Here is a 14,304-nt window from a genome sequence, read left to right on the forward strand (position 1 = left end):
GGCGGCGCATTGAGCTACCCCCCTCTGCCCTGCCGGGCATCTCCCCCACAAGGGGGGAGATCAGCGAGTGGCCGGCCTGTTGCCCCAAGCCCTCGTTGACCGCCGGTTCTGACATCAGAGGTGGAACGACAAGCGTCCCCCATCCGATCTCCCCCCTTGTGGGGGAGATGCCCGGCAGGGCAGAGGGGGGTGACGGAAACGAAAACAGCCGCTGAAGGCGAAACACGATGACCGAACAGAAGACCGCAGCACCCGCCCTCTCCTCCGACGTGACCGAAGTCCGCGCCCAGAAGCTCGCCCTCCTGCGCCAGCAGATCGGCGACGTCTATCCGGCGCACTTCCACCGCACCATCACCAATGCGGAGCTTGCCGAGAAATATGCCGACCTGGAGCTGGACACCGAATCCGGCGACATCGTCACCGTCGCCGGCCGTGTCTACTCGTCGCGCAATTCCGGCATGTTCATGGACATCCACGACGCCTCGGGCAAGATCCAGATCTTCTCTCACAAGGACACGACCCCGGAGGAAGCCCGTGCGCTTCTGCCGATGATCGACCTCGGCGACATCATCGGCGTCACCGGTGCGGTGCGTCGTACCAAGCGCGGCGAACTGACGATCAATGCGCATGAGATCACCATGCTCACCAAGTCGCTGCTGCCGATGCCGGAAAAGTATCACGGCCTCGCCGACATCGAGACGCGCTACCGCAAGCGCCATCTCGACCTCCTGACCAACGAGGAATCCAAGCTGCGCTTCCAGCAGCGCTCGAAGATCATCTCCGGCGTGCGCCGCTTCATGGAGAACGACGGCTTCATGGAAGTCGAGACGCCCATGCTGCAGACGATCTACGGCGGCGCCACCGCCGAGCCCTTCAAGACCCACCACAACACGCTGAAGATGGACATGTTCCTGCGTATCGCGCCGGAACTCTATCTCAAGCGCACCCTGGTATCGGGCCTGTCGGACAAGGTTTTCGAGATCAACCGCAACTTCCGCAACGAAGGCGTCTCCACCCGGCACAATCCGGAATTCACCATGATGGAGTGCTACTGGGCCTATGCCGACTACGAGGACATCATGGACCTCGTCGAGCGCATGTTCTCGGAACTGGCGACGACCATCCACGGCACCACGGAAGTGCCCTATGGCGACAAGGTTCTGTCCTTCAAGGGCCCCTTCCGCCGCATCTCCATGCCCGGCGCCGTCAAGGAAAAGACCGGCATCGACTTCCTCGCCATCCAGACCGACGAGGAGGCGCGCGCCGCCGCCCGTCACGCAGGCTTCGAAGTCGAGAAGGATTCGACCTGGGGCGAATGCCTCGCCTTCGTCTTCGAGGAAACCGTCGAGGGCGACCTGATCCAGCCGGCCCACGTCATCCACTTCCCGAAGGACATCTCGCCCTTCGCCAAGGAAGTGCCGGGCGAGCCGCGTCTCGTCGAGCGCTTCGAGACCTATGTCAACGGCTGGGAACTCGGCAACGCCTTCTCCGAACTCAACGATCCGGAAGAGCAGCGCGCCCGCATGGTCGAGCAGCTGACGCAGGCCCATGCCCGCGGCGAAAAGGAGAAGGCCCTCGACGAGGACTTCCTCGATGCCATGGACCAGGGCATGCCGCCGGCCGGTGGCCTCGGCATCGGCGTCGACCGCCTGATCATGGTGCTGACCAACGCGCCGTCGATCCGCGACGTCATCCTCTTCCCGGCCCGCCGCCACAAGGGCGATTGAGCCGGCGCAGCAATGGGACGAAACAACAAAGGCAACCCTCGCGGGTTGCCTTTGTTGTTTCTGGCGCCGGGAACCGGGACGACCTCGCGATGGCCGAAGGACAGGGCAAGGGCGCCAATCACCGCCTGCTCACTCCTCGGAAAACGTCCACGCCACACGCGCCTTGAGAGGCGCGACGACCTGGCCGGAATTGTGCGAGGCCGAGCCTGCGACCGCGACCTCGGCGACGCCGGTCCAGGCTCCGTCCCGCCCTGCGGGCTGGTCGAAGAGTTCGATGACCTGCTTGCCCTCGATGAGCGGCACGGCCCGCTCGTCGGTGAAGGCGCCGGGTCCCAGCGTCACCGGAACCGCGAGCTTGGCGGCGGGAAGCCGCAGGCTCATATGGCCTGTCTGCCGGTCGAGGGTGAGTTCGACGGCGCAGGCGGCGTCCATCAGGCCGAAATCGTCCTTGGGCAGCGTCAGGCTGCCATTGCGGGTGAAACGGTAGGCGCGGGCCGGCTCCGGCGGCGGGATATAGACGCCGCTCAGCACATCCTCGACGACCAGCGTACCGGCGGCGCAGGTGCCGGCGCGATCGCCGGCAAAATTGCCGTAGCGGCCGGGCTGCTGGCCCGTCATCTGCTGGAACGGATTGCCACCGCCGGTCTTGGCGAATTCCATCATCGTGCGGGTCAGGCATTGCTGGTCTTGGCCGCAGGCATCGATCTTCGCCTTCAGATCCTCCATTGCCGGCGGCAGGGCGGCGCCGGCCTTGCTCCCGGAGACGATCGGCAAGCCGTTATTGCCGACATCGACGACGGCAAACGCGATTTCCAGCGTCCGCCGGGCGTCGATGGCCGCCCATTCCACACCGTTGGGAAGATCGACGCGATTCCTGCCGGAAAGTTCGATGCTGACATCGAGCCTGCCGCGCGGATTGCCGGCAAACGGATCCTGCGCGCAGGCCATGGCGGGGAACGTCAGAAACAGGCTCGACAAGGCAAGGGCAAGGCGCACGGCAACCTCCGGCAATCGCATCCGCCTGTCATAGCGACCCGTGACTTTCGCGCCAACACGGCGAAGAGGGCAAAGAACTATGAGAGGCTGCAAAGAGTTATGCGCGACTGCCGACCTGCGGGGCCGGCAGGGACCGGGGCGGAATCGACCGCCCCGACGGCGACAAGTCGCTGGCACGGCGCAGCCGTGGGCGCCGGGAGCCGTCCTACCGTTCGAGGGTGAAGACCACTTCGTAGAGGCCGGGGCTGGCCACACCGTATTTCTTGTTCTCCGCGATCAGCCCCCGGGCATTCAGCCGGTCGATGACCCGCCGGGCTGCGTCCATGTTCTCCGTCTGGGCGTAATTGACGACCCGTGTGCCATCGAGACATCGGTGAAGACTGGCCGAAATCCATCCGGGCTCCTCGCGGGCGACCTTCGCCGTCTCGGCGAGAAAGGCGATCATCGCGTCCTGGCCGCCTGGCGGGACCGTAAAGACATTGATCTGCGTAACGATAGCGGTATTCGCAAGGATGATGGGCATGTGCGTTCTCCAGGGTTGGAGGCGCGGCGGCCGGCGTCAGGACGCGAACAAGTTCAGGCACGCGTCAAGCCGCCAGCCTTCGCGCCGGTTGCTTGCCGCGGGTCCGCCGAAGGGGCGGTACGGAGCCTTCCATGAGAAGAGAACGGGCTTACCATTGCCGTCCTGGGTCCTTTTCGACCGGTCCAGCCTAGCGAATGACGCCCGGAGCGGCAAGATCGCATGCCGGGCCGGGCCGAGCGATCGCAATGTCAGACCCGTGTCGGGCATTTGCCGGAATACCGGCCCTGATGCCGGCCCTCGACCAGGGCACGCCTCAGTGGGTTGCCTCGGCGTGCTTTTCGGCGTCGGCCTTGGCGCTCGCCTTCGGCGGCAGGATGTCGGAATCCTCGGCCGGCATCTCGCCGGCGGCCGGCGCAGCACTCGCGCCCTCCAGCGGCTGGGATCTCAGCTTCTCCAGCCACGCGGCGCCGGCGGCTTTCGCCTTGCCTTCCGCCGCAGGTTCAGGGGCGGCCTCGGGTTCTGCAGCCGCAGCATCTTCGGCCGGTGCGGCGTCATGCTCCGCAGGTGCAGCCGCCTCTTCCGGCGCAGCCGTTTCGGCCGGTGCGGCTTCGTGGCTGGCAGCGGCGTCGCCCGACGTCGCAGGTGCGGGCGCTTCTTCATCGCCACCAAGCACCATGCCCTTCAGCGACGAGAACCAGCCGCCGCTCTCGGCCGGTGCTGGGGCCGGTTCGGCCCCCTTGGCATGGGCGTCGGCCTCGGCGGCAGGCGGGGCCACAGCCTCGTCCTGAGCGCCTTCGCCAGCCGGCATTTCGTGGGCGGGAGCCGCTTCGGCGGCATGGCCGGCATCCGCAGCGTGCGCGTCGGCTTCGACCGGCGCAGCAGAATGGGCATCCGCGGGGGCTGCGTCATGAGCACTCGCCGGTTCGGCGGCGGGGACAGCCGCGTGATCATCGGCGGGGGCTTCTGCGTGGCCGTCGGTCGGCGCGACCGCATGGTCTGCCGGAGCCGCATCATGGCCATCGACAGGCGCCGTAGCATCGTGGCCGGCATCCGCACCTTGGCCGTCTTCAGCCGGCGCTTTCTCATCCGAGCCGAACACCATTCCGGTGATCGAATCGAGCCAGCCCTTGCTTTCCGTGGCCCCCTGCTCGGGCGCTGCCGCGCCATGTGCATCGGTCGCGGCTTCCGCACCATGCTCGGCGGCCGGGGCTTCCGCTCCGTGACCATCGGCGGGCGCTGCCTCGCCATGACCGTCGGCAGGGGCTGCTTCGCCATGGCCGGCCGGCGCACCGTGCTCGGCAGGCGCCCCGTGTTCGGCAGGCGCGCCATGCCCCTCGGGAACGACCACTTCGGGCTTGATGCAATCGGTCTTGTCGTCGAGCCGGGCGACCAGCGTCTCGATGTCCGCCTCGGGAAGGGCGATCTTCTCGCCGTAGAACAGCCCGTCGGCATTCGCCGGCTTGTCGACATAACGCGCGGTAAACACCTGGCCGTTCGCCTCTTCCGGCACGCGGCTCGGATCGGCAATGTAGACGACATCGGCGCCGACAGCGCGGCCGCGCATCGCCGAACGGTCGCTCGGCCCGTTCTTGTCCAGCACGACCACCTGCACGAGGTCCGGCTTTTCGCGCTCGTAGACGGCACCCGCCACGCGAAGCGCGGTCTTGACGCGCGTCATGCCGTCGCCAGGCTCATCCGTGGTGATGTATTTGCGGACCCAGAAGCGGTCCTTCTTCTTGATCGTGACGGTCTTGACCTCGGTGCATTCGAGGCCGTTCAGGTCCGCATAGGACGGGCCGAGGATGGCGTCGGTGCCGATGAACACGGCTGCGGCACCGGTCGCGCCGCACAGGACAAGCACACCGCCAAAGGCGAGGACGATCTTGCGAGAGATCCGGATCTTGCTGAAAAGACCCTTCACGCCATGAACTCCGACATCAATCCCGCCCCGCCTCAACACGCAATACTGACGTCGATACTTGCCACAACGGTCTTGATGAAGGTTTAATCCAGTCGCGACAATCCGCTGTACATCGCCCGGTTTGCCGCCAATTCCGGCGATTTTGGTCTTTTTGCGAGCCATTCGCAAAAACCATTGACAATCGGATTTTCCGCCTTAGCTTTTAATGAGAATTATTCGCAAGAAGCCCCAGGAGTTTCCATGCTGCCCCGCATCGCCGGCTTTCTCGCTGCCGCCATCATCCTGCTGCCGCTTGGCGCAGCGGCTGCCGAGAAGCCGAAGGTCATTACCACCTTCACCGTCATCGCCGACATTGCCCGCAATGTCGCGGGCGACATGGCCGAGGTCGACAGCATCACCAAACCCGGCGCCGAGATCCACAACTACCAGCCGACGCCCCGCGACATCCTCAAGGCACGAGATGCAGATCTCGTCCTGTGGAACGGCCTCAACCTGGAACGCTGGTTCGAAAAGTTCCTTGCCAATCTCGGCTCGGTGCCGGCCGCCGTCATCAGCGACGGCGTGCAGCCGATCAGCATTTCCGGCGGCGGCTATGACGGCAAGCCCAACCCGCATGCCTGGATGTCGCCGGACAATGCGCTGATCTATGTCGAGAACATCCGCAAGGCGCTGGCCGAGGTCGATCCCGACCACGCCGAGGCCTATGCTGCGAACGCCAAGGCCTATTCCGACAAGATCCGGGCCGAGATCGAGCCGATGAAGGCGCAGATCGCCGCTCTGCCGGCCGAAAAGCGCTGGCTGGTGACCAGCGAGGGCGCGTTCTCCTATCTGGCCCGCGATCTGGGCCTGAAGGAACTCTTCCTCTGGCCGGTCAATGCCGATGCGCAGGGCACGCCGCAGCAGGTGCGCGCCGTGATCGACGCCATGCGCGAAAACCGGATTGCCGTGATCTTCTCCGAGAGCACGATCTCCGACAAGCCGGCCCGCCAGGTGGCCGAGGAAACCGGGGCTGCCTATGGCGGCGTGCTTTATGTCGACTCGCTGAGCGAGGAGGGCGGCCCGGTTCCGACCTATCTCGACCTGCTGAAGGTCACCGTCTCGACCATCGCCGAGGGGCTTGCCCGATGATCATGGGACCCAGCACCAGAACCCGGCCCGAGGGCCTGACCGCCAAGAATGTGACGGTCACCTACCGCAACGGCCTGACGGCGCTCAAGGCCGCGAGCTTCTCGATCCCGAAGGGCACGATCACCGCGCTCGTCGGCGTCAACGGCGCCGGCAAGTCGACCCTGTTCAAGGCCATCATGGGCTTCGTTCCGCTCGCCGCCGGCGAGATCAGCGTACTCGGCATGAGCGTGCGCCAGGCGCTGCGCCAGAACCTCATCGCCTATGTACCCCAGGCCGAGGAAGTCGACTGGGACTTTCCGGTCCTGGTCGAGGACGTGGTGATGATGGGCCGCTACGGCCACATGAACTTCTTCCGCATCCCCTCGCGCACCGACCACAAGATGGTCGCCGACGCTTTGGCGCGGGTCGGCATGAGCGACTTCCGCAAGCGCCAGATCGGCGAACTGTCCGGCGGCCAGCGCAAGCGCGTCTTCCTCGCCCGGGCTCTCGCCCAGGAAGGACAGGTGATCCTGCTCGACGAACCTTTCACCGGCGTCGACGTCAACACCGAGGAACAGATCGTCGCGCTGATGCGGGACCTGCGGTCCGAAGGCCGCGTCATGCTGGTCTCGACCCACAATCTCGGCAGCGTGCCGGAATTCTGCGACCGTACCATTTTCGTCAAGGGCACGGTGATCGCGTCGGGCCCGACCGAGGAGACCTTCACCGAGGAGAACCTGAAGACCGCCTTCGGCGGGGCGCTCCGCCACTTCGTTCTCGGCGGTGCCGACCTGCATGACGACGCGGATGCGCGCCAGCTCAAGGTCATCACCGACGACGAACGCCCCTTCGTCATCTACGGCACGCCGCAGGCGGGAAAAGCCCCGGAAAGAACCAATGACAAGCCTTCTGCTTGAGCCCTTCACCTATGACTACATGCGCAACGCCATCCTGGTAAGCGCGCTCGTCGGCGGGGTCTGCGGCTTCCTCTCCGCCTATCTCATGCTGAAGGGCTGGTCGCTGATCGGCGACGCCCTCTCGCACGCCATCGTCCCGGGCGTGGCCGGCGCCTACATGCTCGGCCTGCCCTTTGCCTTCGGCGCCTTCATCTCCGGCGGGCTCGCCGCCGCCGCCATGCTCTTCCTCAACCAGCGCACGCGGCTCAAGGAAGACGCGATCATCGGCCTGATCTTCACCTCCTTCTTCGGTCTCGGCCTGTTCATGGTCTCGCTCTCGCCGGTCTCGGTGAACATCCAGACCATCGTGCTCGGCAATATTCTCGCCATCACCCCGGCCGACACACTGCAGCTCGTCCTGATCGGCGGCGTCAGCCTCGTGGTGCTGACCGCCAAGTGGAAGGACTTCATGGTCGCCTTCTTCGACGAGAACCATGCCCGCTCCATCGGCCTGCGCCCCGACCTGTTGAAAGTCGTCTTCTTCACCCTGCTCGCGGGTTCGACGGTCGCAGCCCTCCAGACGGTCGGCGCCTTCCTCGTCGTCGCCATGGTCGTGACGCCGGGTGCCACCGCCTATCTGCTGACCGACCGCTTCCAGCGGCTGATCGTGCTCGCCTTCCTGATCGGCGCCGGAACGAGTTTTGTCGGCGCCTATGCGAGCTATTTCCTCGACGGGGCAACCGGCGGCGTCATCGTCGTGCTGCAGACCGCACTCTTCCTGCTCGCCTTCGTCTTCGCCCCGAAGCACGGCCTCCTCGCCGCCCGCCGGCGCGCGGCGCAAGCCCTGGAGCCGACGCCATGAACAACGAGACCGTCGAACTTCTGCTTCTGCCGTTCCAGCTGCCCTTCATGCAGTCGGCCTTCGCCGTGACCCTGATGATCGCCGTGCCGATGGCGCTGCTCTCCTGCTTCCTGGTGCTCAAGGGCTGGTCGCTGATGGGCGACGCGGTGTCCCATGCCGTGCTGCCCGGCGTCGTCATCGCCTACATGGTCGGTTTGCCGCTCGCCCTCGGCGCCTTCGTCGCCGGCATGATCTGCGCGCTCGCCACCGGCTATGTGAAGGAGAACAGCCGGATCAAGGAGGACACGGTGCTCGGCATCGTCTTCTCCGGCATGTTCGGTCTCGGCATCGTGCTGTTCGTCAAGGTCGAGTCCGACGTCCATCTCGACCATATCCTGTTCGGCGACATGCTCGGCATCCTGCCCTCCGACCTGATCGAGACCGGCCTGATCGCCCTTGCCGCGACTGCCTTCCTGGTGATCCTGCGGAAGGACCTTCTCGCCCATGCCTTCGATCCGCAGCACGCCCGCGCCATCGGCCTGCCAGTCCGCCTCCTGCACTACGGCTTGCTGGCCGTGCTGTCGCTGACCGTGGTCGGCGCATTGAAAGCCGTCGGCATCATCCTCTCGGTTGCCATGCTGGTCACCCCCGGCGCCATCGCCTTCCTGATCACCCGCCGGTTCCAGACCATGCTGGTCGCCGCCGTCATCGTCGCGGTCACCGCCACGATCCTCGGCATCTATCTCAGCTTCCTGATCGACAGCGCGCCGGCGCCGACGATCGTCCTGCTGATGACCGCCATGTTCATCCTCGCCTTCCTGCGCACCGTCTGGAAGGCGCGGGATCTGCGCAGGCAGCCGGCGCCGGAGACCGACGGTTAGCCTTGCCGGATTTGCCTTGGGTCAAGTCGCTTCCTTCGGACGTCGTCTAGGGTTAGCGTCACGCCTGAACGAGGACCGAGCCCGATGACATCCATGACGCTGCTGACCAGACCGAACCGCCACCTGTTCTTCACTGGCAAGGGCGGCGTCGGCAAGACCTCGATCAGTTGCGCCACAGCCATCGCGCTCGCCGACAAAGGGCTGAAGGTACTGCTGGTCAGCACCGACCCAGCCTCCAATCTCGACGAAATGCTCGGCGTAGCGCTCGGCAGCGATCCGACGCCGGTGCCGGGCGTTACCGGTCTGTCGGCGATGAACATCGACCCGGAAACGGCCGCAGAAGACTACCGCGGCCGCGTGCTCGACCAGATGGGTCCGGCCGCCACCGACCAGGAAAAGGCAACCGTGCGCGAACAGCTGTCCGGCGCCTGCACCACCGAGATCGCCGCCTTCGACGAGTTCGTCGGACTGCTCGCCGACGACAATCCGCAGTTCGACCACATCATCTTCGACACGGCGCCGACCGGCCATACGCTGAGGCTGCTCAGCCTGCCCAAGGCCTGGACCGGCTTCCTCGAGGCCAACGAGCGCGGCGCCTCGTGCCTTGGACCGCATTCCGGCCTGAAGATGCAGGAGGACCGTTTTCGCGAGGCACTCGACTGCCTGGGAGATCCGGCCCGCACCACCATCGTGCTGGTAACCCGTGCCGACCGCGGCGCCATCCGCGAGGCCGCGCGCACCGCCGGGGAACTCGCCGAACTCGGCCTCTCCAACCAGATGCTCGCCGTCAACGGCCGTTTCACGCCCACCGATCCGAATGACACGGTCGCGGCCGCCTTCGCCGCGGAGCAGACGGCCGCGCTGGCCGAACTGCCCGCATCCCTCGCCTCCCTGCCGCGCGACGAGGTGCCGCTGAAATCCTTCGACATGGTCGGGCTCGAAGCCCTGCGTGCCCTCTTCGCCCCGACCGACGATCTCGCCGGTTCCGGCACTGGCGCCCTGCCCGCCGTTACCGACCTGCCGCGTCTCTCGACGCTGGTCGACGACATCGCCGCGGGCGGCAAGGGTCTCATCATGGTCATGGGCAAGGGTGGCGTCGGCAAGACAACGGTCGCCGCCGCCGTGGCGGTCGGGCTGGCCGCGCGTGGCCATTCCGTCCACCTGACGACCACCGATCCGGCAGCCCATCTTTCCTTCGTCGTCGGCTCGGACGCCATGCCGGGCCTGACCGTCGACCGCATCGACCCGGAGGCCGAGACGGCGCGTTACATCGACAAGATCATGACGACCAAGGGCCGCGACCTCGACGAGGACGGCAAGGCCCTGCTGCGCGAGGATCTGGCCTCCCCCTGCACCGAAGAAGTCGCCGTCTTTCACGCCTTTTCCCGTGTCGTCGGCGAGGCACGCAGCAGCTTCGTCGTCATCGACACCGCGCCGACCGGCCATACCCTGCTGCTGCTCGATGCGACCGGCGCCTACCACCGCCAGATGACACGGCATCTCGACGAGAACGCGCCGGGCCGCATGGTGACGCCGCTGATGCGCTTGCAGGATCCGGCCTATACGCGCGTCCTGCTCGTCACCCTGCCGGAGACCACACCGGTGTCAGAAGCCGACGCGTTACAGGAAGACCTCCGCCGCGCCAGGATCGAGCCCTATGGCTGGGTGGTCAACAAGTCGATGGCGATCACCGGCACGCGCGACCCGCTGCTGCGCGCCCGGATCAAGGGCGAGGCCGCCCAGATCGAGCGGGTGAAACGCGATTTCGCCAGCCGCGTCTACGGCCTGGATTTCCGCTCGGTCGCACCCGTCGGACTGACCGAGCTGCGCACGATTGCCGATCCGGCATGACCCGCAAGGCCGCCGAGGCGTGATGCCGGCAAGCAGAACCGCCGGGGCGGCCCTTGACCGGCAACCCGCAGATCAGAAGCGGACGTCCAGTCGTCCCTTGACCTGCTGTTCCCACGCGCCTTCGCCGGCTTGGCCCGCATAGCTCAGGCCAAGCAGCGCATTCTCGCTGACGGGAACCGAGAACCCGGCTTCCATCACCGCGACGTCGCGCGCCGACGGCACGCCGTAGACGGTAAAGCTGTCGCTGCCGGCAAAGGCCAGTCGCGCATCCGCCAGGCCGTCGCCGAAGTCATGCCGCCAGCCGACCATGCCGTGCAGCACGCCCTTCGTGTCGCCAAAGGCGAGCGGCGCCTGACCGCGCAGTCCGAGCGTGCCATAGGTCGTGTCATAGCTGTCCGCATCGGCGGAAACGGCCGTCACGCCGCCCGTTTCGGTAAAGCCGTCGGTGCGCAGATGCACATAGGCGAGACCGGCAAAGGGCGAAATCCGGCCGAGGCTGGTGTCGATGTCATAGCTCGCCTCGCCGAACAGCTGGGCCGTGCGGGCGTCGTAATCCGCTTCGTTGCGGTCATCGAGACTGCCGGCATCGACCGTGCGTTCGGTGGAAATCTCGTGCCAGGTATAGGCTGCGCCGAAGCGCAGATCGAGCGCTCCGAAGGAGCGGCCGCCGTAGAGGCCGAGCGAGGCGTTGTCGGACGTGCCCGAGGCGCCGCGCGATGCCTCGTCGAACGCCGTCTGGCTGTAGGCACCGGCGAAACCCAGCCGCCACTCATCGGCGAGAACAGTGTCGGCACCGCCGGCAAAGCCCCCGGTCGAATGGGCGAGCGAACCGGCATTGCCGTCGCTTTCGGAGCGCGCCCAGGCGCCGAAGGCCGAGGTCCAGAAACCATGGCCTTGCGAAGCGTCGCCGAGCAGACGGGCGTTGAACGCATCGCGCACATAGTGGCTGTCATCGACCAGCATGCCCTTTGTCGAAGCGTGAATGTCGCCGGACAGGTCGTCGAAGGCGCCCTGCACATCGGCAGCGCCAAGTCCGACGACCGCGTCGTAGAGCGCATCCCCGATTGCGAGCGATTCCAGTGCCGTGCCGACGGCAACCTGGTTGCGCGTATCGGCGAGGCTGGAGAAGGCGATGTTGTTGCGCAGCAGCGTCAGGAAGACATTGTCGGCATCATAGGTCAGGCGACCGTCGAGGAAGGCGAAGCTGTCGGTCAGCGTGCCGAAGGTGCCGTTGACGCCGCCCGCGGCGCTGAGGATCGTGTAGACGGTGCCGGACGTGTAGGTCGATCCGTCATCCGTGCCGTTCTCCGGCCCGACGGTCACGGTCGCGCCGCTGTCGATGGTGGCCGTTCCGGAAGCGTCGATCAGATCGCTGTTGCCGAGGTCGTCGACCTCGACCGAGTAGAACGATCCGGAAGCAAAGGTGATGTCGCCGACACTGATCGTGCCGATCGAATTGCCCGGCGCCACCGTGCCGCCGCTCGCGACAGCGACATTGCCGAGTGTCCCGGTGCCGCCGAGCGTTGCGCCGTCAAGCACGCTGGCCACGACCGACAGCGTGTCGGTGTTGACGGAAACCAGTCCGCCCTCGATCGACAGGCCGCCGGTGAAGGCCGAGTAGTCGCCGGTCAGTTCGGTGATGCCGGACAGGAAGGAGAGCGTGCCGGTGCCCGTCACGTCCGCACCGAAGACATAATCGGTTGCCGTGTGGTTGAAGACGATTTCACCGTCGCCGTCGCCGAAGATCACGGTGCCGGTGTCGATGAGACCGGCGGTCGCCGCAGCGTCACCGGCTGTCGCACCGATGTTGAGGATACCGCTGGAGCCGACATCGTCTGCGATGACGATGCGATCGGCGCTGACCGTTCCGCCATTGGCGACAGTCAGTTCGCCGTCACCCTCGATGCCGATCGACAGGCGGTCGGCGACCGTGAGGTTGGAACCAGCACCAGAAATGATGGCCTCGCCCGACGAGCCGACTTCGTTGCCGATGTGCAGGCGGTTGCCGGTGACCGAGCCGCCATTGAGGACCGAGAGATGACCCGTCCCGTGCCGGCCGACATTGAGGTCGCCGGAATAGAGGACGGACGGGTCGACGATGGCCGACCAGGTCGATCCCGCTCCGGTCACCGTCATGGTGCCGACGGAGCCGGAAAGATCGCCGAGAATGCCCTGGAGGCTGCTAATCGAGCCGCCGCTGGCGATGGTGACCGTTCCTTCCGCACCGGTATTGTGGCCGGCGAAGAACGCCCCGTTCATGGTCCACGAAGAGCCTGCGCCGCTGACCAGAAGCTCGCTGTCGGATCCGTTCTCCGTTCCCACATAGCCGTCGGTGCTGGTGACGGCGGCACCGTCGGCGATCGTCAGGAAGCCGTCGCCCAGATTGCCGACATAGAGCGTGCCGGTATTGTCCCAGCGGCTGCCGGCGCCCGTCACAGTGGCGGTGCCGGTTGCGGCCGCGTTCCAGCCGAGGATCGCGCCGTCGGCGTCCACCGTTGCGCCGTTGCGGATGGTCAGCGAACCCGTGCCGTTGTAGCCGACGCCGATGCGGTCGGTGATGGAAAGGGACGCGTCGTCGACGATGATCGCACCGCTGCCGGAGGCAGTGTAACCCAGATAGGCCGCTCCAAGCTCGACGCTGCCGTTGTCGGTGACGTTGAGGGTGCCGGAGCCGCTCGCGCCGAGATAGAGATCGTTCAGCACAGACCATTGGCTACCGGCGCCGTGGACATTGACGCTGCTGCCCGAGGCGGAGGCGAGATTGGTGATGGTCGCGGTGCCACTCTGGACAAAGCCGCCGTTCGCGACGTCCAGGGTGCCCACCCCGCCGCCGCCGACAAGCAGGCCGCCCGTCGTGGTCCAGGTCGAGCCGGTCCCGCTGACCAGGGCCTCTCCGATGGTATTCGTGCCGTTGGCGATGATGCTGTCGGCGCTCGTCACGTCGGAACCGGAAAGGATGTTGAGATAGCCATGGCCGCCGCTGGAGGCGTCGCCGCCGAAGCCGACATAGAGAAGGCCGGAGGTGGTCAGGCTGGAATTGTCCTGCAGGTTGACCGTGCCGGTCGATGTCGTGCCGGACGCGATGTTCATTTCCCCGGTGGTGACGGCCGCGCCATCCAGGATGCTGATGACACCGCCCCCGCCATATCCGACATAGATCGCCCCGGAATTGGCCCAGCTATTGCCCGCACCGGTGATCGTCGCCGTGCCCGTCGAGCCACTGTTCCAGCCCAGCGAAACGGAATCCGACGTCAGGTCGTCCTCCATGGTCAGATCGGCCGCGCCGCCGAGCCCGAGGAGAAGCGTGCCGACATAGGCGCCGGCGCCGTCGATCACCACGCCGGGCGCATCGATACGGGCGGTGTCGCCGGCATTGGGCGTGTGCCCGTCCCAAACCCAGTTGCTGTCGAGGAACCAGTCATTGGTGCCACCGTTCCAATAAACGGAATCGGCCCGCACGGCGCCGGAGAATCCGGCGGCAAGGGTCAGCGCCAGAGCGCTCGTCGACAAAAGACGGGTACGACGCGCAATACGGTCGGGCTTCATGAAAAGGTCTCCCGG

Annotated in this window: 10 protein-coding genes; 6 read left to right on the top strand and 4 right to left on the bottom strand. The window is 66.2% G+C overall.

Translation table 11 applies throughout. The annotated features are described in order from the left end of the window. Nucleotides 1-227 precede the first annotated feature (227 nt). Nucleotides 228-1,727, top strand: a complete 1,500-nt coding sequence (gene lysS, locus L867_RS0109595) for a lysine--tRNA ligase (protein ID WP_028736683.1) — start codon at nt 228-230, stop codon at nt 1,725-1,727. A 129-nt stretch (nt 1,728-1,856) separates the two neighbouring features. Here the strand turns inward: lysS and L867_RS0109600 are convergent, their stop codons facing one another. From L867_RS0109600 to L867_RS27800, 3 genes are all read right to left on the bottom strand, one after another. Beyond that, complete coding sequence (locus L867_RS0109600) at nt 1,857-2,723, bottom strand: hypothetical protein (protein WP_146086567.1); 867 nt, start codon at nt 2,721-2,723, stop codon at nt 1,857-1,859. A gap of 205 nt (nt 2,724-2,928) precedes the next feature. Further along, complete coding sequence (locus L867_RS0109605; RefSeq protein ID WP_028736685.1) at nt 2,929-3,246, bottom strand: antibiotic biosynthesis monooxygenase family protein; 318 nt, start codon at nt 3,244-3,246, stop codon at nt 2,929-2,931. Nucleotides 3,247-3,559: 313 nt separating this feature from the next. Beyond that, nucleotides 3,560-5,167, bottom strand: coding sequence for a hypothetical protein (locus L867_RS27800; protein WP_051438900.1), 1,608 nt, complete (start codon nt 5,165-5,167; stop codon nt 3,560-3,562). A 240-nt stretch (nt 5,168-5,407) separates the two neighbouring features. Between L867_RS27800 and L867_RS0109615 the strand changes: the two genes are divergently transcribed. The 5 genes from L867_RS0109615 to arsA all read left to right on the top strand — a co-directional run bounded on the left by L867_RS0109615 (nt 5,408) and on the right by arsA (nt 10,743). After that, nucleotides 5,408-6,295 carry a metal ABC transporter substrate-binding protein gene (locus tag L867_RS0109615; RefSeq protein ID WP_028736686.1) on the top strand — a complete coding sequence of 296 codons (888 nt, stop codon included), beginning with the start codon at nt 5,408-5,410 and terminating at the stop codon, nt 6,293-6,295. Further along, nucleotides 6,292-7,191, top strand: a complete 900-nt coding sequence (locus L867_RS0109620) for a manganese/iron ABC transporter ATP-binding protein (protein ID WP_269748260.1) — start codon at nt 6,292-6,294, stop codon at nt 7,189-7,191. Before L867_RS0109615 ends, L867_RS0109620 begins: the two co-directional genes overlap by 4 nt. Further along, a complete protein-coding gene (locus L867_RS0109625) occupies nt 7,172-8,032 on the top strand; it encodes a metal ABC transporter permease (RefSeq protein WP_028736688.1) in 861 nt (286 codons plus the stop codon). Before L867_RS0109620 ends, L867_RS0109625 begins: the two co-directional genes overlap by 20 nt. Beyond that, on the top strand, nt 8,029-8,892 hold the full coding sequence (locus L867_RS0109630; protein ID WP_028736689.1) for a metal ABC transporter permease: 864 nt from the start codon (nt 8,029-8,031) through the stop codon (nt 8,890-8,892). Before L867_RS0109625 ends, L867_RS0109630 begins: the two co-directional genes overlap by 4 nt. A gap of 84 nt (nt 8,893-8,976) precedes the next feature. Then, a complete protein-coding gene (gene arsA, locus L867_RS0109635; RefSeq protein ID WP_028736690.1) occupies nt 8,977-10,743 on the top strand; it encodes an arsenical pump-driving ATPase in 1,767 nt (588 codons plus the stop codon). A gap of 72 nt (nt 10,744-10,815) precedes the next feature. Here arsA and L867_RS24940 read toward each other — a convergent pair whose 3' ends face one another. Continuing rightward, complete coding sequence (locus tag L867_RS24940) at nt 10,816-14,289, bottom strand: autotransporter domain-containing protein (RefSeq protein ID WP_051438901.1); 3,474 nt, start codon at nt 14,287-14,289, stop codon at nt 10,816-10,818. Between the last annotated feature and the right edge of the window lie 15 nt (nt 14,290-14,304).

The organism is Paenirhizobium selenitireducens ATCC BAA-1503 (genome assembly GCF_000518785.1).
Lineage (GTDB): Bacteria > Pseudomonadota > Alphaproteobacteria > Rhizobiales > Rhizobiaceae > Allorhizobium > Allorhizobium selenitireducens.

Coding starts and splice junctions, on each gene's coding strand:
- lysS (WP_028736683.1), top strand. CDS start 228: ATGACCGAACAGAAGACCGCAGCACCCGCCCTCTCCTCCGACGTGACC.
- L867_RS0109605 (WP_028736685.1), bottom strand. CDS start 3,246: ATGCCCATCATCCTTGCGAATACCGCTATCGTTACGCAGATCAATGTC.
- L867_RS0109615 (WP_028736686.1), top strand. CDS start 5,408: ATGCTGCCCCGCATCGCCGGCTTTCTCGCTGCCGCCATCATCCTGCTG.
- L867_RS0109620 (WP_269748260.1), top strand. CDS start 6,292: ATGATCATGGGACCCAGCACCAGAACCCGGCCCGAGGGCCTGACCGCC.
- L867_RS0109625 (WP_028736688.1), top strand. CDS start 7,172: ATGACAAGCCTTCTGCTTGAGCCCTTCACCTATGACTACATGCGCAAC.
- L867_RS0109630 (WP_028736689.1), top strand. CDS start 8,029: ATGAACAACGAGACCGTCGAACTTCTGCTTCTGCCGTTCCAGCTGCCC.
- arsA (WP_028736690.1), top strand. CDS start 8,977: ATGACATCCATGACGCTGCTGACCAGACCGAACCGCCACCTGTTCTTC.
- L867_RS24940 (WP_051438901.1), bottom strand. CDS start 14,289: ATGAAGCCCGACCGTATTGCGCGTCGTACCCGTCTTTTGTCGACGAGC.